We start from the raw sequence: 23,838 nt of genomic DNA, 5'->3' as shown, positions 1-23,838 counted from the left end.
ATGTAATCCAAAGTTGGAAGCGCTTACATTGGGTGTTTTTTTAAAAATTTCCTGAAAGCGCTTACAAAAAGTTAAAACAAAATTTCATAATGATCAAGCATAATTTATTAATAAATTTCATCGTCAGTAATTTTTTGTTACTTTTTATCATTACATCTTGTAAGCGCTTACATAAAGTGTTTGAATAATTTGCATTAAAATCATGGAGCGGGGACGAGGAAATGATTGAAAGTTCAATTGATAAAAAAGATAACAATCAACAATTGAGTTTAAAGGAAAAAATAGGGTATGCGTGCGGAGATGTTGCATCTAATTTTTATTGGCGGGTGTTTGACGTATTCTTGTTTATATTTTATACCGATGTTTTTGGTTTGTCGGCTGCAGCAGTAGGCACCATGATGTTAGTAACCCGTATGGTCGATGCGTTCTCTGATCCATTAATGGGCGCGCTCGCAGATCGCACTAAAACCAAATGGGGGAAATTCCGTCCTTATCTTTTGTGGGGCATAATCCCAATTGTCGCAGCAGGAGTTTTAACCTTTACCGTTCCTGACATCAGTGATAGCGGGAAACTTGCCTGGGCTTACGGTACCTATATATTTATGATGTTGGCGTATACCTTTATTAATGTGCCATACGGCGCACTTATGGGCGTTATTACATCTGACTCAAATCAACGTACAACATTAACTAGCTTTCGATTTATAGGCGCATTTTCGGGCGGTACATTAGTCGCTTATCTAACGCCTGAGTGTGTCGCTTATTTTGGCCAAGGCAATGAAGTACTAGGATGGCAGCTGACAATGGCCTGCTACGGCGCAGTCGCGGCGATGTTATTTGCAACGACATTTTTTACTACTAAAGAACGAGTGCAACCAATTCAAACGACGCCGACGCCAGTTAAGCAAGATCTTGCTGACCTCCTAACAAACAAGCCTTGGATCATTTTATTCGCTCTGGCTCTTATCATAATGTTGACCATTACATTACGTGGCAGCAGTGGCACATTTTACTTTAAGTATTTTGTTGGTCGTGAAGACTTAATTGGGGCCTTTTCTACAGCCTACATGTTGTCACTGATGGTCGGTGCAGCGTTAACGCCCATAATGGTTAAGTACATAGATAAGAAACAATTGTTATTGATTTTAATGCTTGCCGTCACCGTGCTGTCCGTTGGTTTCTTTTTTATTCCCGCAGATAATTTAGCGCTTATTTTTATCATTCAAATATTGATTGGTTTGTGCCTTGGGCCAAAGTCGCCTTTGGTTTTTTCTATGTATGCTGACACTGCCGATTACTCAGAACTAAAAAATGGTCGACGAGCGACCGCGATGATTTTTTCCGCAGCGGCATTCTCGCAAAAATTAGGCGGCGCATTGGCAGGAGCGATGATGGGGTGGCTGCTGGGTTCACTTGGGTACATTGCAAATCAGCAGCAATCGGCTGACTCTCAGTTAGGAATTGTACTATTGATGAGTTTGGTGCCGGCAGTATTTTCATTTTTATCGGTGTTTTTCATTTGGCGTTATCCGCTAAATAAAGAAAAAGTTGATCACATTCAACAACAGTTGATAATTAAAAAAGCGAACTAAATCAATGTATATTCAATCGAGCCCTATAAGTTGGGGTAACAAGGGTAAGACGATATCTCTAAACTCCCCAACAGAACTGCCAAAAGCAAGTCATTTTCTGTGGAATAAAAATATGGTTGCCCAGGTTAATTGCCGAGGTTATGTGATCTCGCAATTTATGCAACCAGAGCCTGCGAAGTATTCTCATGGACCTAATTTAGAAGCGAAAACCTTTATTCAACCTGAGCAGCCATTTTATACAGAGCACCCAGGTCGATTTTTTTACATTAAAGACCATGCGACGGGCGATGTATTTTCGTTACCTTACGAACCTATGCGTAAAACGCTAGATTCGTTTGTGTTTAATGCGGAAATGTCAGAAGTGCGGTGGCAAATTAAACACTTGTCTTGGCAGTTTGACATTATCTTTAATCTCGACTTGGAAACCAATCTTGAGTATTGGTCGCTGGACGTTAAAAACAGTGATGATTCAGAGCGAAAATTATCAATATACACCTGTTTTTCTATTGGCTATATGTCTTGGATGAATCAAGGGGCAACGTTTGAACCAGAGCTAAATACAATTGTTGCGAGTAGCGTTACGGCATATCAAAAGGTTGAAGACTACCCAACAGTTAAAAATTTAAACGATAAAACATTTTTGATGTCAGATAAAAAAGCAACAAGCTGGTGCTGCAGCTTTGCTGATTTTGTCGGGGAAGGTGGTCTAACCCAACCCGATGCAATTCAACATGGTGTCTTGCCCTCTAAAACCGTCAATTACGAAACCCCAATTGCGGTATTACAGCACGATGTGACCTTGGAAAAACATGCTAACGAATCTTTATGCTTTTTATTTGGGCCTGCAAATAATATTGAAGAAATTTCAGAAATAAAAAGCAAATGCCATTTGGCATACTTCAACAACGTGAGAGCTGAGTACCTCAACTATGTTCAGCAGTGTGTTGGAAACCTACATTTTGATTCCCCAAATGTTGGGCTCAATCATGTTGTTAATTATTGGCTTCCTCGCCAGGCGTTTTACCACGGCGATGTTAATAGATTAAGCACCGATCCGCAGACTCGTAACTATTTGCAAGACGCGATGGGGATGATCTATTTATCGCCATCAGTGACTAGAGAGCGGTTGATATTCGCGCTAACGCAGCAGCAAGCCAACGGCGAACTACCCGACGGGATCCTCCTCACAGACGAAGCTGAATTAAAGTACATTAATCAAGTGCCACATGCGGATCATAATGTTTGGTTATCTCTCGTTTTACTTGCCTATTTAGAGCAAACCGGTGATACCTCAGTATTGGATGAAGTTGTTGTTTATGCAGACAAAAAATCCTCTGGCACTGTCACAGAACACGTCGAAAAGGCATTGGATTGGCTAATAAATAATACCGATCGTAATGGCTTGAGTTTAATCGCTCAGGGAGATTGGTGTGACCCTATGAATATGGTTGGTTATAAAGGCAAAGGTGTATCCTCATGGCTTACGTTTGCAACGGCTTATGCAATTAAATGCTGGGTTAAAATTTGTGATCAGTTTTTACCAACCTATAACGCGAAAAAACACAGCCATTACCAAACGTCTATGCAGTATTTGAACAACGCCGCACTGAACGCTTTTCAATCTGGAAAGTGGTTTGGACGAGGTATTACCGATGATGGTCGTTTGTTTGGTACAGAAAAAGATGCAGAAGGAAAAATGTTTCTTAATGCACAGTCGTGGGCCATGTTAAGTGGTGTAACTACTATAGCTGAACAGCCAGAAGCGTTAACCCAGATTAACCAACATTTATTAACCCCATATGGTTATACAATGTTAGCACCAAGCTATACCAAAATGGTTGAAGATGTCGGCCGTATAACACAAAAATCCCCAGGCGTGTCTGAAAACGGATCTGTGTATAACCACGCAGCCATATTTTACGCCTACGCCCTATTTGAGCAAGGCCTTACCGATCAAGCATTTGATGTCCTTACTCGAATGATAGCGTTACCCGAGAGTGGTATAAACCGAGATCAGTTGCCGAACTTTGTGCCTAATTATTACCGTGGAGCGTATTTTCAATTCCCCGACTATGCCGGGCGTTCATCCAACTTATTTAATACAGGCACTATTAGTTGGTTAATGCGTTGTGTTAATGAGCACCTTTGTGGTTTTAAAGGGTTAACAAATGGCGTAGAAATATCGCCACAACTGCCTTCGGATTGGCAAGGCTTTGGGTTTAGTCGGCAATATCGCGGTGCGTTATTCACCGTTGAAATAATTCGAGATGCTAATATTGAACAACAACAGACTAGTTGTAACGGCCGCGCTTTAGCTCAAAATAGATTACTGAATATCAAACCTGATACCACCTATAAAATAGAGATCAAATTGCCTTATGTGGCAAGATCTCAGGCCAAACTCTGTATTATTATGGGGGTCAGTGGCAGCGGTAAAACAGCGGTCGCAAAATCGTTGGCAAGCCAATGCAATAGTGTCTTTGTCGATGCGGATGACTTTCATTCAGAATGGGCAAAAAAACAAATGGCACAGGGAATTCCGCTCGAAGATAACTATCGCGACCAATGGATAACTAAATTGTCTACCTATTTGACAACTTTGCGCTGTCAAAAACAAAACACTGTGTTAGCTTATTCCGGTTTAAAACAAAAGCATCGTGAGCGATTTAGAACATTGGGATTAGACGTCCGCTATTTTAATCTTAAAGTGTCAGAACCCATACTCAAACAACGATTGCAAAATAGAGAAACTCACTTTTTTGACCCCAATTTATTGGCCAGCCAATTGTCGTCAATGGAGCAAATTACAACCGATGAGCAAGATGTGGTTCATATTGATGGCACGCAGCCGCTCGAAAAGGTTATCAATAGCATTAAGGATCTAATATGACATTTTTATCAAAGTTAAAAGTAAGCGCTAAGGTAATTGCGACTTGTTCGCTATTCGCAGCAACTTACTTAACAGCAGCTAACGACGCGGTAACACCGAGTTTTGTGGCACATCACATTGACACGGCGATTGTCATTGATGGTGAATTAGACAAACAGTGGGATAAAGCGACTTGGCACAATTTGGATCAACCTATTTTAGGCGGCATGCCAGATAAGTCAGATTTTAATGGGCGCTTTAAATTATTGTGGGATAAAGACGCTTTGTATCTTGTCGCCGAATTTGAAGACGATGTACTTATAGATAAAATCGCAGACCCTCTAGAGTTTTATTGGGACGACGATACATTGGAAGTCTTTTTGGATGAAGATGCCTCAGGTGGTGAACATCAGTTTAATTACAATGCCTTTGCTTATCATGTTGCATTAGATAATCAAGCGGTTGATATTGGTGAAAAAGACAGTTCAGGTAAAACGCCATTTTTAACGCTTAACGACCATATTAAAAGTCGCTGGATGCGTCATCAAAACGGTAAAGTGATTTGGGAAATGGCGATCTCTGTCTATGACGATTCGTTTAAACCTAATATAGGTAAACAACCTGTCACATTGCACCAGGGAAAAGTGCTTGGATTTATGTTGGCTTATTGTGACAACGACGGCAGTAAAACCCGAGAACATTTTATTGGATCAACTAAGGTAGAACCGATTAATGGCGATACAAATTTAGGCTATCGGTTGGCTGATGTATTTTCCAAACTGACGTTAATTGGTGACTAAGCGAATTATCTATGCAAAGCAGTAAGGTAAACGTATTTTATTTCTTAGGTATTTGCGCCGTATTTCGGCTTACGACGAATTGCCTTAGGAAATGTTTAGGTTTTGTGCTCGTTGGCGTGCTAGCGATGCCTAACGTTGTGCACGCTGGCGAGCTTATGGTCGATTTAACTAAGGTGACAAGTTGGAACCACGCCAGTAACCAAGCTAAAATTGCCGCGGAACTGCAATACGCAGACATGGCTTCTCATGCTAACTCAGCGCTCAACTCAGGCAATATAAGTACAAATCAATCGACTTCAAAAAAACGAGGCTCCAGTATATACGATCCCAAAATAAATCTTGCCCAGTCTCGTTTGGAAGTTATGCTAGTTAGAAAATTATTCAATAATACAAACCAACATGTAAATGGCATTGAGTTTGATTTGTCAGAATACAACTTTACATTTGACGATATTGATTCATTAAAACTGAATTTGCGGGTTTCCAAAGCACTAAGTTACTTGCCTAAAGTGCCAAAATCACCGCACAATTTAGAACACCAATTTATCGACAAATTATTTTCTCCACGGCATCACTTTGCAGTGACTTTTTATGGCCAGTTTCATCACAAAATCGATGTCCAAACAACTTACGCAAAAGCGTTCCTTTCATTGGAGCCCACTGAAAATCCGTCTAATGTACTCATTGCTGCAAAAGATATGTCGTTTTACAACAGTAAAAATTATCGGAAAAGTCCGCTCAGCGCGATTGACCGGTCAGCAAAAGTGTATGGCCTGATTATTACCGCTGATACGGTAGGGCTGACGACATTAGAGAACTTGATGAATCAGTCGGCGGATTTTAATAACCGATTTAAAAATGATGAATTGTATATTGAAAGCTATTTGCAATTGAACCAATTGGCGATCAACACACCTAAGTAAAATTCGTTAAATGTAATTTCGCTTAACAGAACTTGGTAGACTCTTTACTTTCACAAGTGAAGTTTACTAAAACTACTCACTAAATAGATAACAATGGAGTTCGAGTCGTGATGTCTCTTAGTCAATCCACCCAGCTATTACTGGCGATTTCGTTAGTTTATGGTTGTAATGCGACAACGGAACAGTCGTTAGAAAAACCTGAACAGAAATCACAAGTTCAGCTAGACAAAACCCCCGATTTTGAATCGCAAATAGAGTCTCTTTTGGCGCAAATGACATTAGACGAAAAGCTCGGTTTGGTTCACGCTGATTCAAAATTTAGTATTGGTGCAGTTGAGCGTTTAGGTATCCATGAAATGGTTTTATCTGACGGTCCACATGGGGTTCGTTATGAAATTAATCGACATGATTGGGCACCGGCAAATTTAGAAAGTGATCATTCAACGTACTTGCCACCATTAACAACGGTTGCCGCAAGTTGGGATGTAGAAATGGCCACATTGCACGGCAATGTTTTAGGCAGTGAAGCCCGTCACCGTGGAAAAGACTTTATTTTAGGCCCAGGTGTTAATATGGCTCGGTTGCCTTTATATGGCCGAAATTTTGAATACATGGGTGAAGATCCTTATTTAGCGGCCAAGCTTGTTGTACCTGAAGTAAAAGCAATTCAACAAAACGACGTGGCTGCGACGGTTAAGCATTACGCCTTAAATACGCAAGAACTCAATCGTACAGGCGTTGATGCTAGACCATCTGAGCGTACATTAAGAGAAGTCTACTTGCCTGCATTTGAAGCCGCTGTTAAAGAGGGTGGAGCATGGGCATTAATGGGGGCATATAACAATTATTACGGTACAAACGCTAACCAAAGTAAACATCTTGTCATGGATATTTTAAAAGGCGAGTGGGGTTTTGAAGGTGTGTTGATGACCGATTGGAACGTCAATATCAATACCTTTGATGCCGCGGTTAACGGTTTAGACATTGAAATGGGCACCGACGTTAAAAACTATAACGATTATGTTCTCGCTGATAATTTTAAAAAAATGATAGTCAACGGCGATATCGAATCATCGGTTTTGGACGACAAAGTCAGACGTATTTTACGCGTGCAATTTAACATCGGCATGATGGATAAGTCGCGAAAATCAGGTCAACGAAATACCCAAGAACATAAAGTTGCGGCGAGAACCATAGCTGAAAATGGCGTGGTGCTTCTCAAAAATGATGACAATGTTTTGCCACTTGATCCAACCCAAATAAAGTCGATTTTAGTCATGGGACCTAATGCAGACAAAGCACATGGCGCAGGTGGCGGTTCATCTGAAATTAAATCTTTGTATGAAATTACACCGTTACAGGGGTTAAAAAATGCATTAGGCAATGACGTTGAAATTACCTTTTTACGAGCCCAGCCTGACGACATATCCCCTATACCTGCAGATTTTATTGCGACACGTCACTGGACGGGAACACCAGCTTGGAATATCAGTTTTTATCAAGGCAGACGCTATAAAACCAAAACAAGCGAATCTTGGATTGTAAACTCTGAATATAAAAACTCAGACGGTGCTAAAAAGTACATTAAGATGTCGGCGACGATTAAGCCGTTACGAAGCGGCGAGCATATATTACAGGCTGAGTTTGGCGGTGAATTTGCTCTATATGTTGATGGTCGACGAATGATATCTGACTCCCGTCGTCCAGTCAGTATGAATTTGATGGCTGGTAAAGCTTATGATTTTGAAATTGAATACCAAGGAAAAAATAACTTTGTTCTAGGTTGGCAGTCACCTGGAGGTCTATTTTTGGAGAAAGAACAATATTTAGCAGCGGCTAAAAAAGCAGATGCCATTATTTATTTTGGTGGCTTGAGCCACGCTGACGACCGTGAAGCAATTGACCGTACGGATATGAAACTGCCAAATGGTCAGGATCAAATTATCAGTAATTTATTGTCTGTAAATGCCAATACAACGGTTGTTATGGTCGCGGGTTCTGCTGTTGAAATGCCCTGGGTAGAACAAGCAAAAAGTGTTGTTTGGGGCTGGTACGGCGGCCAAGAAGCTGGCAACGCACTTGCGAATGTTTTATTGGGTAAAGTGAACCCAAGTGGCAAAATGCCGATCACTTTGCCAAAACAACTTAGTGACGTAGCTGCAATTAAACTCGATGATTACAATGCTACTGAATCTTTGTATAAAGAAGGGGTATTTATTGGATACCGTTGGTTTGAACAGCAACAAATCGATACGTTATTCCCATTTGGTCATGGTCTTTCTTATACAACATTTGACTATCAAAACCTTATGATCACGCCATTGTCAGACGGCAACGTTAAACTGACTTTGGATGTCAAAAACACTGGCTTGGTAAAAGGCAAAGAAGTTGTACAGTTATACGTCCATGATGTTGAATCCTCAGTAGAACGACCGCTAAAAGAGCTCAAAGGCTTTACTAAGGTTGAATTAAACCCAGGGGAAACGCAGCAAGTGACATTAACACTTAAGCCAAGGGACTTGTCGTTTTGGGATGAATCAACAAATGCTTGGCGATATGAAGCAGGTGAATTTGAGGTTTTTATTGGCAGTTCATTAGCTGACTTAAGACTAAATCAGCGTTTTGTTTATCAATAACCTGCGTTTCGTAACATCAAACTAAATTGATGGGATTGGCCAATTTTGTACAATCCCATCAGTCGACAAACTCAAAATAGAACTTCCTGAAATAACTAAGTCACTGGTCGAGGAGCTTGCGGTTAATGCCTTAATATTTCCAGACGCAACTTCTTTGCCGTTTTCTAAATTCCAAACCGTCAGCTTATTTTTCGAATTGCTTGTTACTAGGAGTGATTGGTTAATAAATCGTGCCTGTCGAAAATATTGGTTCCGTTCAATATAAGATAAACTTTTTGATTTATGAATGTTATCGATATGGGTAATGATTTCATTGCCTAGTGCATCGGACGCAAAAACATTGCCGGTTCGCGGTTCGACATGTAAAGCAGTGATCCTTGATAGGAACTCATATTCTTGTTCTATTACACCGGTATCAAGGGATAGAACAACGAGTCGACCATCAACACCTGCGGTAATCAGTTTGTTCTCCAATTGATTAAAAAATAGAAATTGAATTTCACTTAAGTGAGGTTGATAAAGTAACCTTGTTTTACTCTTAACATCGGTGACGGAAATACTGCCATCGGAGAGTCCAACAACAACTTTATCTCCATGAGAATTGACCGCTAGCGTAGAAATAGCAGCGTGTTCAACGGTTCCATATACTTTCCAAGCTAAACTTAATTGGTTCTTTTTAACATCAAAAAGGGTAACGGTTTGTTTGCCTGCTGTAGCAAGGACCTGCTGATTTTTAGCAAGGGCGACAAAAAATTGTTCTTCATTTTCTGGGGAAAACAAATGGCTAAATATGGGTTGTTCATTTTTGATATTCCACAGTGTTACATCAATTTGCGATAGCGTTACCGCTGTTTCACCATGTGCCGTAAATTGAGCGCGTAATAACGGCAGTTCTGTTAGTTGATAGGGCTCACCTATTTCTTTAAGTGGTTCGGTTCCGCCACATGCAACCAACACATAACAGACGAGAGTTAAAAGTAATATACGCATTAACTATACTGTCCTTATTTTTTATGGTTTTTTATAGCGAGTTTTGACGAATAACACAAGTTATGCCTTAGCGAAACCAAACTATAGCCATAAAAAAACAGCTCAAAAATGAGCTGTTTTATAAACTAACGATAAGTTTATTCGCAAGCGCTACTTAGCGTGACGTTTCTTTAATACACCAATAACATCGCTAAGGCTTAAGTCAGACGCTTGAAGAAGAACCAATAAGTGATAAATTAAATCAGCACTTTCATTTTTAAGTTCTTCAAGATCTTGAACCGTCGCCGCAAGAGCAGTTTCAACGCCTTCTTCCCCCACTTTTTGAGCGATACGTTTAATGCCACTGGCATATAAAGATGCTGTGTATGACGAGTCCGCATCAGCGCCTTTTCGCGACGCAATAACGCGCTCTAAATCTGAAATAAAGCTAATTTCAGGTTGAGCTGTACCGTCGTGCCAGCACGTTTCTGTACCAGTGTGGCAGGTTGGTCCGTCTGGATGCGCAAGTGCGATTAGCGAGTCTTGATCGCAATCAACAGACAATTCAACTAGGTTTAAAAAGTTGCTTGAACTTTCCCCCTTAGTCCAAAGGCGGTTTTTACTGCGACTAAAAAACGTCACTTTACCGCTGTCTAAAGAAGCATTAACCGCGTCTTTATTCATAAAACCTTGCATCAAGATCTTGCCACTTGCAGCGTCTTGAACAATACAAGGCAATAAACCTTCCATTTTATCCCAAGCTAAGTTACTTAGGTTTTCTGTAGTTACTTTCATTATGCATTCTTAATTTGGTTTAAAACGAAGTCAACAGCATCGTCAACGTCTAATAATTCTTTATCACCGGTGGTACGACTCTTATATTCAACTTGGTTGTTGTCTAAGTTACGTTCACCGATAACGATTTGATGCGGAATGCCCATAAGTTCCATATCGTTAAACATGACACCAGGGCGTTCTTTACGGTCGTCAAATAAAACCTCTATGCCTTTTGCCACTAACTTGTCGTATATCGCATTAGCGATATCAGGAATACGGTGTGACTTGTGCATGTTCATAGGCACGATAGCAACTTGGAACGGTGCTAATGCGTTTGGCCATTTAATGCCAAATTTGTCATGATTCTGTTCAATAGCAGCGGCTACAATTCGCGTAATACCAATACCATAACAGCCCATTTCTAATACTTGGTGCTTACCTGTTTCCGTTAATACGCCAGCGTTCATTGCTTTTGAGTATTTAGTACCAAGTTGGAAAATATGACCAACTTCAATACCACGTTTAATGGTAATTGTTCCTTCACCACATGGGCTTGGGTCACCTTCAACGACATTTCTGATGTCAGCAACGGTTGGCAATTCAAGATCACGTGACCAGTTAATACCAAAGTAGTGTTTACCGTCGACGTTTGCTCCGGCAGAAAAATCAGATGCAACGGCGGCAGCTCGGTCAACAATGACAGGAATAGGGCAATTGATTGGGCCTAGTGAGCCTGCTGATGCGCCCATTACATCTCTAATTGCTTCTTCACTTGCCATTTCTAATGGCGATGCAACTTCATCAAGTTTTTCAGCTTTAATTTCATTGAGTTCATGATCACCACGTACGACTAACGCTATATATTCAGCGTCAACATCATCAGAGGCTTTAACAATCAATGTTTTCACTGTTTTTTCAATGTTTACGCTAAACTGTTCTACCAAATCATTTATTGTTTTTGCATTAGGCGTATCGGTAAGCGTTAACTCTTGAGTTGCTGCATCAGCAGTGTCTTTTGGCGCAAGCGCCTCTGCTTTTTCAATATTAGCCGCAAATGAACTTTCAGTCGAAAATGCGATGTCGTCTTCGCCCGATTCAGCTAAAACATGAAATTCATGGGACGCGTCACCACCAATTGAACCTGTGTCAGCGATAACCGGACGGAAATCTAAACCTAAACGTTCAAAGATATTGCAATATGCTTGATACATTTTGTCATACGTCTGTTGCAAAGACTCTTGGCTTAAATGGAAAGAATACGCATCTTTCATGACAAATTCGCGGCTACGCATGACACCAAAACGTGGACGAACTTCATCGCGGAACTTTGTTTGGATTTGATAAAGACTTAATGGCAACTGTTTATAGCTGTTGATTTCTTTACGAACAAACTCAGTCACAACTTCTTCGTGAGTTGGACCTAAGGCAAAGTCGCGATTGTGGCGGTCTTTGATACGCAATAACTCTGGGCCGTATTCTTGCCAACGGCCTGACTCTTCCCACAAATCGGCAGGTTGAACAACAGGCATTAACATTTCGAGCGCACCTGCTTTATCCATTTCTTCACGAACAATTTGTTCTACTTTACGAACAACTTTTAGGCCAGTGGGCAACCAAGTGTATAAACCAGAAGCAAGTCTGCGGATCATTCCCGCTCTTAACATAAGCTGATGGCTGATCACTTCAGCGTCAGATGGCGTTTCTTTTAATGTAGCAATAATATATTGACTAGTACGCATGCGATTATTGTCTCGTTGTTCACTAATTGACCGGACCTGATTCTAATTCCAATATTCGGACAAAAACAGGTTAGAATGGCGGAGGATTCTAGCAATCAAATGGCTTTGGATAAATATCCAAACTGAAATAACTGTCACTTTTTAAGAACTAATTTATGTATGTATGTCAATTAAGCTTCAATTGCGCCGTCGATATTGAAATTTCCGAGGCCCAAACGGTTATTTCTGCGTTATTAGATGAATATCGGTATAACGGTCAGATCATCGGTCGTGAGTTTCCGGTCATTTTGGTTGACGATCATTTTGACGTAATATTTGTCTGTCCCGAACAAGATTCGGTAGCTGTTAAATACAATACTGATAATGTAACCGGCGCATTTGAAGCCATTGCCAAGTGTGGATTAGCGTTACCACAATTTAAGGTACTGGGGCTGGAAAGCCAATCTGATTTTGCCGATTTGTGTAAAGTACCTAGCGCACTGGTGTTGTATTCAACCTTTGTTCAGTCATGTTCACCTGTAAGGTGTATGGACCATTTTTTACCTATCCCATTATATAAGCTACCGGAGTCAATTCGTTACGACCTGATCAAATGGCAAGAATCTCAAGCGGCCTGTGATCAATTACAAATGAACGAATTAGCCGAAATTGAGCCATTTGTCGTAGAGCAACTATCACAACCCGATAGCGAGTTAATGCAAAACGGCCTAGATATCTGTCAGCAAATAAGTGATGAGCTAAAGGTTCCTGTGTATCGATATCTGTATCGAGTTGGTGGTGAGAGTCTTGCGTTAGAGCAACAACGTTTGTGCCCTGGTTGTTCAGAACCCTGGGCTTTAGCGGAATCGTTACATCAGTTATTTGATTTTAAATGCGACTCTTGTTTGCTGTTATCCAATATTAGTTGGGACTGGCAATAGTCCCAACGTAGTTTGAGTTTGTTTTAGATGCGACTAAATTTTACCTTAGCTACTGAATGTGAGTTTTGACCTGGTCTAACACGATTTGTTTGTTGCCCATGCCTCCGACCGTAATCCATTTATCCCCTACATTTATTAGTCCGCGGTGATCCATTGTTGTTTCTTTGGACTCCGTCACTTTCCAAGTGCGTGTCGACAAGTAATAACTCCAAATTTCGGAGGTTGGTTCCGACGGGATTTTGTCATAGCCGATGCCGTCAAAGTTATATGGATTTGTCGCGCCGCCAACAAAAATAATTCTATCGTTTTCGATGTCGCCTGCAGCGGCCATTCTATATCGCCCCTCGTCAGTTGGATGGACCCATTCATACCAATTAATTTGGGCAGGATTCATGACATCAATTTCACCTAAGTAACAAGCTGTTTGCTGGGCAAAACTGCGACGGCGAGTCATGTGGGCAACAGTTTTTACACCGTCACATACCATTAATTGGTTATCGACAATTCCGCCGGCGTGACCAAAAACTGGCGCGCCTAAAAACGGGCTAGCTTGACGCCATTCATTTTTAACAATGTCATACATTTGAACCAGGTTTACGTTGCCATCGTTGTGCCAGCCAGATACTAAGTATATGTATCGATTGCGGTAACTCAGGGCGATGGCGTCGTCTACAGGAACGGGCATAGGAGGCAACAAATTGTAATGGTCGGTTAATACGTCATATGAATAAACGTCCGGCGCTGACTGTTCAGTATGATTGGACGCGACAGTATAGCCACCAAATAGATATATTTTGTCGTCAACACCAATGGCGATACTGGCAAGTCGACCTTTTAATTTTAGGCTGCCAGGGACCGAACGCACTTGTTGCCATGGCGAATATTGACCCGCTTTATCAACTGTCATTTTCCATGTTTTGTTGTGAACATCTTTGTATGATTTGCCCGCAGCGAGCCCCATAAAACTCACAATATATTGCACATCGTCAATCGTTACGGTTGCGACAGCGTTGTTGGTGACAGGCTCCGGTAAAAGTGGGAACTCGTTAGCCAAAACTTGGAACAAAGGAAATAAAAATAAAACAGAAAAAATAGCGTTAATTAACTTCATAAAACGTGCTCTATAGTTAAAACATGGCATTCATCCGCGTCGATAGACCAGCGAATATTTAGATCATAAAGACGAATACCATAAATTTTATCATCAGGTTTGCCTTTTTTGTAGGCTGGACGGGGATCTTGCTTCAAAACTTGCTCTATTACGATCTTTAAATTAGGTATTAAGGTCTTAAGTTCCTCTATGACTATATGCGCGGCATTTGAAAAACGAATGTTGAGTTGTGTTTCTTGTGCCGATGGCGCAAATTCCGACGTTGCTTCCGGTATTGCATCAGCATAAGGAATATAGGGTTTAATATCGACGATTGGCGTACCGTCGAGCAAATCTAATCCTTCAACTTCAAGCCATACCTTTTTATCTGTCACACCAACATCGAGTAATTTTACCGCTGACATACCAATTTGATTCGGTCTGAAGGTTGACCGAGTTGCAAATACGCCGGTTTTTTTATTGCCATCTAAACGCGGCGGTCTGACTAATGGGTGCCAGCCTTGTTGACTGTTTTGATGAAACTGAAACAGAACCCAAATATGCGAGTTAAGTTCGATATCTCTAATGCAATCGATATTGTTGGCATCACCGTGAAGCCACAATAAACTCGACACCTGACATAGTTTCGGTTGCCTAGGAATGCCGAACTTTTCTTTAAAAGGTGATGCAACAAATCCGATGGGATTGACTGTAAAAGGCGTTAGTGTATTCAAAAGGCTCTTCTTAACTATTGGGTCGAAAAATTCGGTGTATTTAAGAAATCAGATAATATCAAAGTTGATAGGGTATTTCTGCGGTAACTGGTCTGAATATTTTGCAATATTAGTATTTTAATTCGCATGCTTGAAATCAATTTAGCCGTCCCTATATCAATGCTGATTTGGCCTCGCCCAAATAATTTTGATTATGTTGTTTCTAACAAAAAGTGACGATACACGTTATTCAGAGGGATCATTAAACGATGATTGAAATTAAAAATATTACAAAGCAGTTTGGCGACTTTACTGCAGTAAATGACCTTTCATTTACGATTAAGCCAGGCGAAGTTGTCGGTTTTTTGGGGCCAAATGGGGCCGGGAAATCGACGACTATGAAAATGTTAACCGGATTTTTAGATGCCACCTCAGGCGCCATATGGGTTAATGGATTTGATATAAAACAGTCACCGATAGATGTGAAAAAGCTCATTGGCTATTTGCCGGAAGGTGCGCCCGCTTATGGTGATATGACACCAGCACAATTTCTAAATTTTATTGCGGATATTCGTGGCTTAACAGGGCGTAAAAAACAAGCGCGACTTGCCCGGGTCATTAAAAGCGTCGAACTGCAGTCGGTATTAGATAAACCAATAGATAATTTATCTAAAGGCTTTAAGCGACGAGTAGGATTAGCTCAAGCGATTTTACATGATCCAAAAGTACTTATTTTAGACGAGCCGACTGACGGTCTAGATCCAAATCAAAAACATCAGGTCAGAGAACTGATCCAGAAGATGGCTAAAGATAAAATCGTAATTGTCTCTACTCATATTCTTGAAGAAGTAACAGCGGTGTGTAATCGAGCGGTGATCATTGCAAATGGTCAAAAAATATTTGATGGAACACCAAATGAACTGCAAAACAAGTCGTCATTCCACAATGCAGTTACGATTGAAACATCTTCAAGCAACATAGATAAAGACCAATTTAAATCGTTAAACGATATTGCGGCGGTCGAAGTGTCGGGCAATATGGTGACAATAAAGCCTCAAAATGGTCAAAACATATTTAACCAAGTGTACAAATTTATTCAAAATGAAAATATTGAAATCGATGCCATTTATAGCGAAAAAGGGCGACTCGATGACATTTTCCGTGAACTCACCTCAAACTCAGAAATTGTGAAATAGGAGACAATGATGAACAACATTTCAATGATTTCTATTTTAACCAAACGAGAATTTTTGTCGTTTTTCGCTACACCAGTTGCCTATGTTTTTATCGCCATATTTTTAGTTATGAGCGGAATTATGACCTTTAACTTGGGTGGGTTATATGAACGAGGTCAAGCAGACTTAATGCCATTTTTTAATTTCCATCCATGGCTATACCTATTTTTAGTCCCAGCATTTGCGATGCGGACCTGGAGTGAAGAACGACGTAGTGGTTCGATAGAATTATTAATGACACTGCCTATTACAACGGTCCAGGCAATGGCAGCTAAATTTCTATCGGCTTGGTTAGTGCTAGGGTTAGCCTTAGTTCTTACTTTCCCACTATGGCTTACGGTCAATTACTTAGGCGCTCCCGATAATGGTGTCATTGTTGCTGCGTACTTTGGAAGCTGGCTAATGGCCGGCGCATTTTTGGCAGTGGGCATTTGTATGTCTGCGTTGTCTAAATCTCAAGTTGTTGCATTTATTTTGGCAGTTACTGTTAGCTTTTTATTTGTTCTTAGCGGCAGTGATGCGGTTTTAGGGGCGTTTCAAGGCTGGTTGCCTTCAGTCGTCATTGACGTTATCGCCTCGTTATCTTTTCTTCAACATTTTGACGCAATAGCTAAAGGTGTCATTTCACTTAAAGATGTTGGGTATTTTGTTGTTGTGATTGTTTGCTGGCTAGCGGCCGGCCTAGTCATTATTGAAAATAAAAAAGCCGATTAAGGGAGCTAATTTAAAATGAATTTTTTAAAAAACAAAAGTGGCCTTGTCGTTTCGTTAGGCACGATTGCAATTGCATTTTTTGCTTTGGTTTTACTTAATAATGTTTTGTTTAATAAAGCGAGACTGGATTTAACCGAAGGCGGTGTTTATTCGATTTCAGAGGGAACACACAAAATTCTTACAGAAATAGATGAGCCGATAAATTTGTATTTTTTCTATTCCAATAAAGCGACAGAGGGCCTGACATCGTTGCGCAACTATGCCGTGCGAGTCCAAAGCTTGTTGGAAGAATATGAACTATATGCAGATGGCAAAATTAAACTTCATATCATCGACCCTGAGCCGTTTTCTGAAGCGGAAGATAAAGCGGCAGAAATGGGGCTTACGGCAGCACCAATAAGTACGACCGGCGAGTCTGTATATTTAGGCCTTGCAGCAACTGATTCGATAGATAATAAAGAGATTATTGCGTTTTTTGACCCTAGTCAGGAAACCTTACTTGAATATGAAATTAGTAAGTTAATCTACCGATTAACTCATCCGACTCAAGTGAAAATTGCGTTGTTATCGAGTTTGCCTATGCAAGGAGGTTTAAATCCCAATCCTATGGCGATGCAAATGGGGCAACCTGCTACAACACCTGCTTGGAGTACCTACAGCCAATTAGCGCAGTTATATGACATTAATGTTCTAGAGCAAGATTCTGAAACACTGCCTGACGACATTAACTTGCTAATACTTGTTCATCCTAAAAACCTGTCGGAAAACCAACTGTTTGCCATTGACCAATATGTATTAGGGGGCGGAAAACTGCTGGTGTTTGTTGACCCAAATGCTGAAAGTGACGCGGAGGCAAATATGATGGGAATGTCAGCGGCTTCTAGCTCAGATTTAGCTCGTTTATTTACTGCCTGGGGAGTGGATTACAACAGCAGTGAAATTGTATTGGATGCAGCCAAAGGGCTTGAAATTAGAATGCCAGATGGCAAGCCTGGGCGTCATATTGGCTATTTGGGGCTAGATAGAGAAAACATCGATGGGCAGGACGTCGTCACAACGTCTCTAGCGTCAATTAATGGCGCCAGTTTTGGTAGCTTATCAAAGATTGAAAACGCGAGCACAACGTTTACGCCTTTGTTCTCAAGTTCAGAGTTTAGTGCTATCACCAATTCCATGGTGTATTCAATGGCCGGCCAAAATCCAGAAAGGCTAACAAATAACTTTACACCGGGGCAGGTTTCGCGAGTTTTAGCCGCTCGCGTTAGTGGGGCTGCAAACACAGCGTTTGAAACTTTACCAGAAGGCCGAGTAGATGAAGATTGGTTAAAATCTGCAGACAATATTCAAGTTGTTGTTGTTGCGGACACCGACATGTTAACGGATCGATTCTGGGTGCAAACCTCTAACTTCTTTGGTCAAACCATTTTGCAACCTTTTGCGAATAACGGTGATTTCCTTATCAATGCAGTCGATAACTTATCGGGTAGTTCGAATTTATTGTCAATCAGAGGAAAAGGTAAATATCAACGTCCGTTTGATGTTGTTGAAGCGTTAACCGTTGCTGCAGAAGCTAAATTTAGAGAGCAAGAGCAACGTTTGCAAAACGAATTACAGCAAACGGAAAGTCAGTTAGCCGATTTACAAAGCCAACAATCTGAGTCGGGGGCGCTCGTTTTAACGGCAGAACAAACTGCCGCAGTGGAGCAGTTTGTTGCTAAAAAGTTAGCGATAAGGAAAGAACTCCGTGTTGTCAGGCATCAGTTAGATAAAGACATAGAGTCACTGGGCAGCTGGCTGAAATTTTTAAATATTGCCGTATTCCCTTTATTGTTAACACTTTTATTAGGTGCTATTGCCCAGTATGTGCGCCGCCAAATGATGAAACAAATGCAACAACTCGGTTAGTGAGGTAGAAGAAATGAAACAAAATTCTTTACTTGTATTATTAATAATATCACTCGTAGCCATTACGGTTGGTTTAAAAATATCGTCAAGTGACGCAGGCTCATCTCATCTCAATAAAAAAGACCTGTTGTCATATGCATCGGCTAAAGTTGACCTAAATAAAATCAATAAAGTTGTCATAGAAACGGCGACTGACGACCAAAGTGTCACAATTGATCTCGTTGGCAATGAATGGCGCGTTAAAGAAGGTTTTGATTACCCCGCTAACGTCAATGCACTAACCGAGTTTTTACGAGAGTTACAGTCGACTCGCGTCGTCGAATTAAAAACGGCCAAAGTTGAACACCATTCCAAACTAAATTTAGCTGCATTAGATTCTCCAAATTCTAACGCATCAAGATTGGTTCTTCATTGGCCAGGAAATGAGATGGCTTTGTTAATTGGTAAAGAAATGGGCCATGGCAAAGGTCGTTATGTGCGATTTGAAGATTCGCCTCAAACTTATCTAGTTGATAGTTACTTGCAATTATCTGACTCTGTTAATGACTGGCTAGAGCCCAAGGTATTTGCTGTGGACTATTCAGACATTCGTAAAGTGACCTTAGATAAAGCTGGACAAGTTGAATTTAGCGCACTGCGACCTTTGAAGAACTTAGCGGTTGAAGACAAAGCCTCGAATGAGGAAAATATCACTAATTTGGCTAAAAAGGCAGTAGAACAAACGTTGAGCCTATCAAAATTAGACGAAAAATCGGACAGCGAAAAGTCGGTACTGGCAGATCATTTTGAATTAGTTGGCGATGAAAAAGTCGATATCGAATTAAAGTCACCATCGATTATTGATGGATTTGTTCGAAATTTAGTTTCTTTAGAATTACGAGGTGTTGAACAACGCACAAAACTTGATTTGTTAAAATTAACTCAGAGCGTTTTTGTTGAATATCAATCTAAACTTGGAAATACCGGTAGATTGAGAGTTGATTTTTATTCAAGTGACGATGAAAATTTGTACTTTATAGCAATTGATAATTCGAAGTGGTTGATTGAAATAGCTAAAAATGACTACAACAAACTCGCAATCGATAAAAATGATTTAGTGTCAAATACTGAGTCTGAATAATTAGGGATTTTTAATAAAAATGACCCATCGTAATTTAGGATGGGTCATAATTTCATATTTGTCCAATTTACTTTCTAATAATTTTTCACTTCTACTGCATTTATATTTATTTCTTTATATATCAATCTTATAGATGGCATTAAATTGTTGCCTTTAGTAAATAAATTGTAACATTCCTTTGTTGACTCAAGGCTGTTATAGGTAGTAGGTTATCACAAGTGCTCACACAGAATTGAGTACCGCACAACAACAACAAAACATGAATAGCATATGAAGGAAATAAACAGTGTATAAATTATCACCACTTTCAAAAGTGGTTAAACTAGCATTATTTTCAAGTTTAGCCCTGTCTACCGTCTCTACCCAAACAATCGCTGCGGAGTCAGCAGAAGAAGTTGAACGAATTGCCGTAGTAGGCTCACGTGCCGCACCTCGTTCAGTTGATGACTCACCAGTTCCAATTGATATTATTGGTGGAGATGAATTAGGTAAAAATGCATCAACTGACATGCTAGACATGTTGCAAGCTGCAGTTCCGTCTTTTACCGTAAAACAACAGCCAATTAGTGACGCTGCATCGTTTATTCGCCCGGTGAACTTACGTGGTTTGTCTTCGGACAGTACGTTGATTTTGGTTAACGGCAAGCGTCGTCACCGTGCATCTGTATTAGCATTCCAAGGTGGTGGTATTAATGATGGTGCTCAAGGCCCAGACATTTCAGTAATCCCAAGTTCTGCATTAAAGCAAGTTGAAATCTTGCGTGATGGTGCGGCGGCACAATATGGTTCTGACGCCATTGCTGGGGTTTTAAACTTTGTTCTAAATGATGCGTCTGAAGGTGGTTCTATTTCAGTTCGTCAAGGTGAATATTTCGAAGGTGACGGTGCAGCTACTGTTGTTGACGGTAATATTGGCTTGGAACTAACAGAAAATGGCTTTGCCAATTTAAGTTTCCAATATAAAAACGCCGATGCGACGAGCAGAACAGTTCAACGTAATGATGCACAAAACTTAATCGATGCTGGTAATACATCAGTTAATGATCCAGCTATGGTTTGGGGTAATCCTGAAATTAAGGACGATCTATCGGTATTTATTAACTTAGGTTTGGAGCTAAATGACCAAGCTAGTTTATATGCGTTTGGTAATGTTTCTTCACGTACTGCAACTGGGGGCTATTACTATCGTAACCCACAAAACCGTGGTGGCGTATTTACCGGTGACGCTAACCATTTAGTTGGTGATTTAGACGGCGTTGGAGTTGGCGTTGAATGTCCTGTTTTACCGTTAACGCCTACGACCGAAAATATTCTTGATAATTCTGATTATCAATTAATTGCAGATCCAAATACGGCAGTAGGTCAAAACTGTTTCGCGTTTAACGAAATTTTACCAGGTGGTTACACTCCGCAATTTACCGGTGATATTGAAGATTCATCGTTTGTGGCTGGTGTTAAAGGTGAATTTAAACACGGTTTCTTAGATGAAGTTATGTATGATGTTAGTGGCTCAGTAGGTCGCAATAAGTCGTCGTACACTCTAGTAAATACGGTCAACCCATCATTTGGTCCTGTACAACCTTCAGGTTTAAGCTTTGATACAGGTAGCTACGTTCAATTGGAAAAATCGTTTAATGTCGATTTAGTTAAAGAAGTCCAATTAGATGGTGGTCAACTGGTAAATGTTGCATCGGGTATTGAAATTCGTCAAGAGAGCTTCGAAATCATTGCTGGTGAAGATGCGTCTTGGCAAGCGGGGCCGTTAGCGAGCCAAGGGTTTAGTATCGGTTCTCATGGTTTTGCTGGCTTCCACGAAGATGCTGCAGGGACGAGTACCCGAGATAGCTTTGGAGCTTACTTAGATTTAGAATCTCAAGTGACTGACCAATTATTATTAGGCGGCGCGTTACGTTATGAAGATTTTTCTTCGTTTGGTGATACAACTAACTATAAATTAACTGCACAATATGAGTTATCAGACGATATTTCACTTCGTGCGTCACATTCAACTGGTTTCCGTGCACCAACAGTTGGCCAAGACAATGTTGTTAATACACAAACGTCAATGGTTAATGGTGAGTTGATTCAATCGGCGACTTACCCACCAGCTCACCCAGTGTCAATTCAAAAAGGCGCTACAATACTTGATCCAGAGCAATCAACAAGTTTTGCATTTGGTGCGGTTTATAATGACGGTACGTTCTTCGTAACAGCGGATTTCTATACTATTGAAGTTACAGACCGGATAGCACAAACGGACAAACTGGACATTGTCGCGTCTGATTTGGCTCCACTTACTGCAGCTGGTGTTAAAAACCCTGAATTGTTAGGTACTATCACTTTCTTCGCAAATGATTTTGATACAACGACAACAGGTTTAGATATCGTTGCCAACTATTCAGCTGAATTATTTGGTGGAGACACTGATTTTGCATTGGCTTATAACTGGAACGAAACGACTGTAGATTCTGTTGCTACTCGCCTTGATCCAAATACAGGCGCTGCACTAGTTGCAACATCAGATTTCAAAATCAGCCGTTTAGAAGATGGTATTCCTAAGCATCGCGCTACATTTACAATTAGTCAGAAATGGGAAGACGTAAGTACGTTTATCCGCGCTAACTACTATGGTGAATACTTAGCAGTACATGCCGATGATCCAGGGGTAAGTGAAACTGGTGATTCTGCTATTACAATTGATGCGGAATTGAGCTATTCAGTAACTGAAGAGTTTACTGTTTCAGTTGGTGCGAATAATATATTTGACCAAGAAGCTCATCGTATGCCGTATGCAGGCAGCCAGGATTACGCTGGTGGTGTTTTCTACGAGACGAGTCCGTTTGACTTCAATGGCGGTAGTTATTACATCCAAGGCCGTTACAGCTTCTAATTTGAAACTGCTTTAGATTTGAAAAATCCTCTGCTTGCAGAGGATTTTTTTTGCTTTGGATTTGAGGTGAGGATGCAGTTAATCAATACCGCAAACCAAAAAAGTAGATAGGGGATTGGGTAAAGGTAATGTGTTTTAAACTTAAGTTTCAAATAGAACTTAAAACCCACTAATTAGAACTAGCGCAATGACAAGGTACAGTTTTTGTCGCTTAACGTTTTGAAATTATGGGTTTTATTGTAAATGGGTGAAAGCCGACCTTGACGATGTGCCAGCACTGATATAACTTTTATATTGCTAGAGCAAGACGCTATTTGGGCTTATTTAGTTAAATGATACCGTCTGAATTGCAAAGTTTTAATGCTTAGTATCGGTTTTATCATATTGCTTTTTCCAGTTTGTCTTTGATAAGGATTAGGTGAATTGGATAGCACAAGACTAGTAAATTAAAAACAAGGAGAGTTATATGCGCGAATTAATCGAATATGAGTTAAGTGGGATTTGTGGTGGTGCAATCACCAACGAAATTCCTTTGATGCCGGCGGTTATCGAAATACCGAAGCATCTTAAGCAACTACTAATACGCTTTTAAACGTTAGTTTATGTGGGTTTTATTTTAGGTCATAGAGGATGTGACAATGATTTGGAAATTGATTTTTATCGCTCTTTTTGTCCTGTTTCAGATCTTCTATTTTGTAAGAGTAAACCCACTTTCAAATGCCGACTTTGTTTTAATCGGGCTGGTAATTGTTTTTATAGCTTTCTTTATCAAAATAGAAATAATTAATAAGTGGAAAGTAAATAAGTAACGAAGGGGGTTATCAATTGAGAGTGCGACTGTGAATGTATTCTAGTGCTCCTCGTTAATTTTCATTACTTGCATTACTTGCATTACTTGCATTGATTGCTATTGCTTGAACTAAAATCCAAAAATCCAAAAATCCAA

At 40.4% G+C, this 23,838-nt stretch carries 17 protein-coding genes; 12 read left to right on the top strand and 5 right to left on the bottom strand.

Annotation, left to right across the window (positions count from 1 at the left end; translation table 11 throughout):
* Positions 1–221: 221 nt before the first annotated feature.
* From KO525_RS02540 to KO525_RS02520, 5 genes are all read left to right on the top strand, one after another.
* On the top strand, positions 222–1,592 hold the full coding sequence (locus tag KO525_RS02540; RefSeq protein ID WP_215962209.1) for an MFS transporter: 1,371 nt from the start codon (positions 222–224) through the stop codon (positions 1,590–1,592).
* A 4-nt stretch (positions 1,593–1,596) separates the two neighbouring features.
* A complete protein-coding gene (locus KO525_RS02535) occupies positions 1,597–4,482 on the top strand; it encodes a gluconokinase, GntK/IdnK-type (protein WP_215962208.1) in 2,886 nt (961 codons plus the stop codon).
* Positions 4,479–5,261 (top strand): sugar-binding protein, encoded by a 783-nt coding sequence (locus tag KO525_RS02530; RefSeq protein ID WP_215962207.1) that lies wholly within the window; start codon positions 4,479–4,481, stop codon positions 5,259–5,261. The genes KO525_RS02535 and KO525_RS02530 overlap by 4 nt, the downstream gene beginning before the upstream one ends.
* An 11-nt stretch (positions 5,262–5,272) precedes the next feature.
* Positions 5,273–6,184 carry a hypothetical protein gene (locus tag KO525_RS02525; protein WP_215962206.1) on the top strand — a complete coding sequence of 304 codons (912 nt, stop codon included), beginning with the start codon at positions 5,273–5,275 and terminating at the stop codon, positions 6,182–6,184.
* Positions 6,185–6,294: 110 nt separating this feature from the next.
* Positions 6,295–8,820 (top strand): glycoside hydrolase family 3 protein, encoded by a 2,526-nt coding sequence (locus KO525_RS02520; protein WP_215962295.1) that lies wholly within the window; start codon positions 6,295–6,297, stop codon positions 8,818–8,820.
* 21 nt (positions 8,821–8,841) lie between these two features.
* On the opposite strand, the gene KO525_RS02515 is transcribed toward KO525_RS02520, so the two are convergent.
* From KO525_RS02515 to KO525_RS02505, 3 genes are all read right to left on the bottom strand, one after another.
* Complete coding sequence (locus tag KO525_RS02515) at positions 8,842–9,810, bottom strand: WD40 repeat domain-containing protein (RefSeq protein WP_215962205.1); 969 nt, start codon at positions 9,808–9,810, stop codon at positions 8,842–8,844.
* Between the two features lie 150 nt (positions 9,811–9,960).
* The gene (gene hisIE, locus KO525_RS02510) at positions 9,961–10,584 is read right to left on the bottom strand and encodes a bifunctional phosphoribosyl-AMP cyclohydrolase/phosphoribosyl-ATP diphosphatase HisIE (RefSeq protein ID WP_215962204.1); all 624 of its coding nucleotides are present in this window, start codon (positions 10,582–10,584) and stop codon (positions 9,961–9,963) included.
* The gene (locus KO525_RS02505) at positions 10,584–12,305 is read right to left on the bottom strand and encodes a proline--tRNA ligase (protein ID WP_215962203.1); all 1,722 of its coding nucleotides are present in this window, start codon (positions 12,303–12,305) and stop codon (positions 10,584–10,586) included. Before KO525_RS02505 ends, hisIE begins: the two co-directional genes overlap by 1 nt.
* 155 nt (positions 12,306–12,460) lie before the next feature.
* Between KO525_RS02505 and KO525_RS02500 the strand changes: the two genes are divergently transcribed.
* A complete protein-coding gene (locus tag KO525_RS02500; protein WP_215962202.1) occupies positions 12,461–13,225 on the top strand; it encodes a DUF2310 family Zn-ribbon-containing protein in 765 nt (254 codons plus the stop codon).
* A gap of 49 nt (positions 13,226–13,274) precedes the next feature.
* Here the strand turns inward: KO525_RS02500 and KO525_RS02495 are convergent, their stop codons facing one another.
* Positions 13,275–14,336, bottom strand: a complete 1,062-nt coding sequence (locus tag KO525_RS02495) for a galactose oxidase (protein WP_215962201.1) — start codon at positions 14,334–14,336, stop codon at positions 13,275–13,277.
* Complete coding sequence (tsaA, locus tag KO525_RS02490) at positions 14,333–15,049, bottom strand: tRNA (N6-threonylcarbamoyladenosine(37)-N6)-methyltransferase TrmO (protein ID WP_215962200.1); 717 nt, start codon at positions 15,047–15,049, stop codon at positions 14,333–14,335. Before tsaA ends, KO525_RS02495 begins: the two co-directional genes overlap by 4 nt.
* A 248-nt stretch (positions 15,050–15,297) precedes the next feature.
* Here tsaA and KO525_RS02485 point away from each other — a divergent pair, with 248 nt between their 5' ends.
* The 6 genes from KO525_RS02485 (at position 15,298) to KO525_RS19780 (ending at position 23,484) form a co-directional block, all read left to right on the top strand.
* Entirely contained in the window at positions 15,298–16,224 is a 927-nt protein-coding gene (locus KO525_RS02485) for an ABC transporter ATP-binding protein (RefSeq protein WP_215962199.1), read from the top strand.
* A gap of 18 nt (positions 16,225–16,242) precedes the next feature.
* Positions 16,243–16,977, top strand: a complete 735-nt coding sequence (locus KO525_RS02480; protein ID WP_215962294.1) for an ABC transporter permease subunit — start codon at positions 16,243–16,245, stop codon at positions 16,975–16,977.
* A 15-nt stretch (positions 16,978–16,992) separates the two neighbouring features.
* Positions 16,993–18,882 (top strand): Gldg family protein, encoded by a 1,890-nt coding sequence (locus KO525_RS02475; protein WP_215962198.1) that lies wholly within the window; start codon positions 16,993–16,995, stop codon positions 18,880–18,882.
* 13 nt (positions 18,883–18,895) lie between these two features.
* The gene (locus KO525_RS02470; RefSeq protein WP_215962197.1) at positions 18,896–20,002 is read left to right on the top strand and encodes a DUF4340 domain-containing protein; all 1,107 of its coding nucleotides are present in this window, start codon (positions 18,896–18,898) and stop codon (positions 20,000–20,002) included.
* 286 nt (positions 20,003–20,288) lie between these two features.
* Complete coding sequence (locus KO525_RS02465) at positions 20,289–22,892, top strand: TonB-dependent receptor domain-containing protein (RefSeq protein ID WP_215962196.1); 2,604 nt, start codon at positions 20,289–20,291, stop codon at positions 22,890–22,892.
* Between the two features lie 466 nt (positions 22,893–23,358).
* A complete protein-coding gene (locus tag KO525_RS19780; protein WP_256448276.1) occupies positions 23,359–23,484 on the top strand; it encodes a hypothetical protein in 126 nt (41 codons plus the stop codon).
* The last annotated feature ends 354 nt before the right edge of the window (positions 23,485–23,838 follow it).

This window comes from Psychrosphaera sp. B3R10 (assembly GCF_018861025.1).
GTDB classification, from domain to species: domain Bacteria; phylum Pseudomonadota; class Gammaproteobacteria; order Enterobacterales; family Alteromonadaceae; genus Psychrosphaera; species Psychrosphaera algicola.
This window is presented reverse-complemented; position numbering and strand designations above follow the sequence as displayed.

Excerpts from the sequence above, each read along its gene's own strand:
- KO525_RS02495 (WP_215962201.1), bottom strand. The coding sequence starts at position 14,336 with ATGAAGTTAATTAACGCTATTTTTTCTGTTTTATTTTTATTTCCTTTG.
- KO525_RS02520 (WP_215962295.1), top strand. The coding sequence starts at position 6,295 with ATGTCTCTTAGTCAATCCACCCAGCTATTACTGGCGATTTCGTTAGTT.
- KO525_RS02475 (WP_215962198.1), top strand. The coding sequence starts at position 16,993 with ATGAATTTTTTAAAAAACAAAAGTGGCCTTGTCGTTTCGTTAGGCACG.
- KO525_RS02540 (WP_215962209.1), top strand. The coding sequence starts at position 222 with ATGATTGAAAGTTCAATTGATAAAAAAGATAACAATCAACAATTGAGT.
- KO525_RS19780 (WP_256448276.1), top strand. The coding sequence starts at position 23,359 with ATGCGCGAATTAATCGAATATGAGTTAAGTGGGATTTGTGGTGGTGCA.
- KO525_RS02470 (WP_215962197.1), top strand. The coding sequence starts at position 18,896 with ATGAAACAAAATTCTTTACTTGTATTATTAATAATATCACTCGTAGCC.
- KO525_RS02535 (WP_215962208.1), top strand. The coding sequence starts at position 1,597 with ATGTATATTCAATCGAGCCCTATAAGTTGGGGTAACAAGGGTAAGACG.
- hisIE (WP_215962204.1), bottom strand. The coding sequence starts at position 10,584 with ATGAAAGTAACTACAGAAAACCTAAGTAACTTAGCTTGGGATAAAATG.
- KO525_RS02525 (WP_215962206.1), top strand. The coding sequence starts at position 5,273 with ATGCAAAGCAGTAAGGTAAACGTATTTTATTTCTTAGGTATTTGCGCC.
- KO525_RS02530 (WP_215962207.1), top strand. The coding sequence starts at position 4,479 with ATGACATTTTTATCAAAGTTAAAAGTAAGCGCTAAGGTAATTGCGACT.
- KO525_RS02505 (WP_215962203.1), bottom strand. The coding sequence starts at position 12,305 with ATGCGTACTAGTCAATATATTATTGCTACATTAAAAGAAACGCCATCT.
- KO525_RS02485 (WP_215962199.1), top strand. The coding sequence starts at position 15,298 with ATGATTGAAATTAAAAATATTACAAAGCAGTTTGGCGACTTTACTGCA.
- KO525_RS02500 (WP_215962202.1), top strand. The coding sequence starts at position 12,461 with ATGTATGTATGTCAATTAAGCTTCAATTGCGCCGTCGATATTGAAATT.
- KO525_RS02515 (WP_215962205.1), bottom strand. The coding sequence starts at position 9,810 with ATGCGTATATTACTTTTAACTCTCGTCTGTTATGTGTTGGTTGCATGT.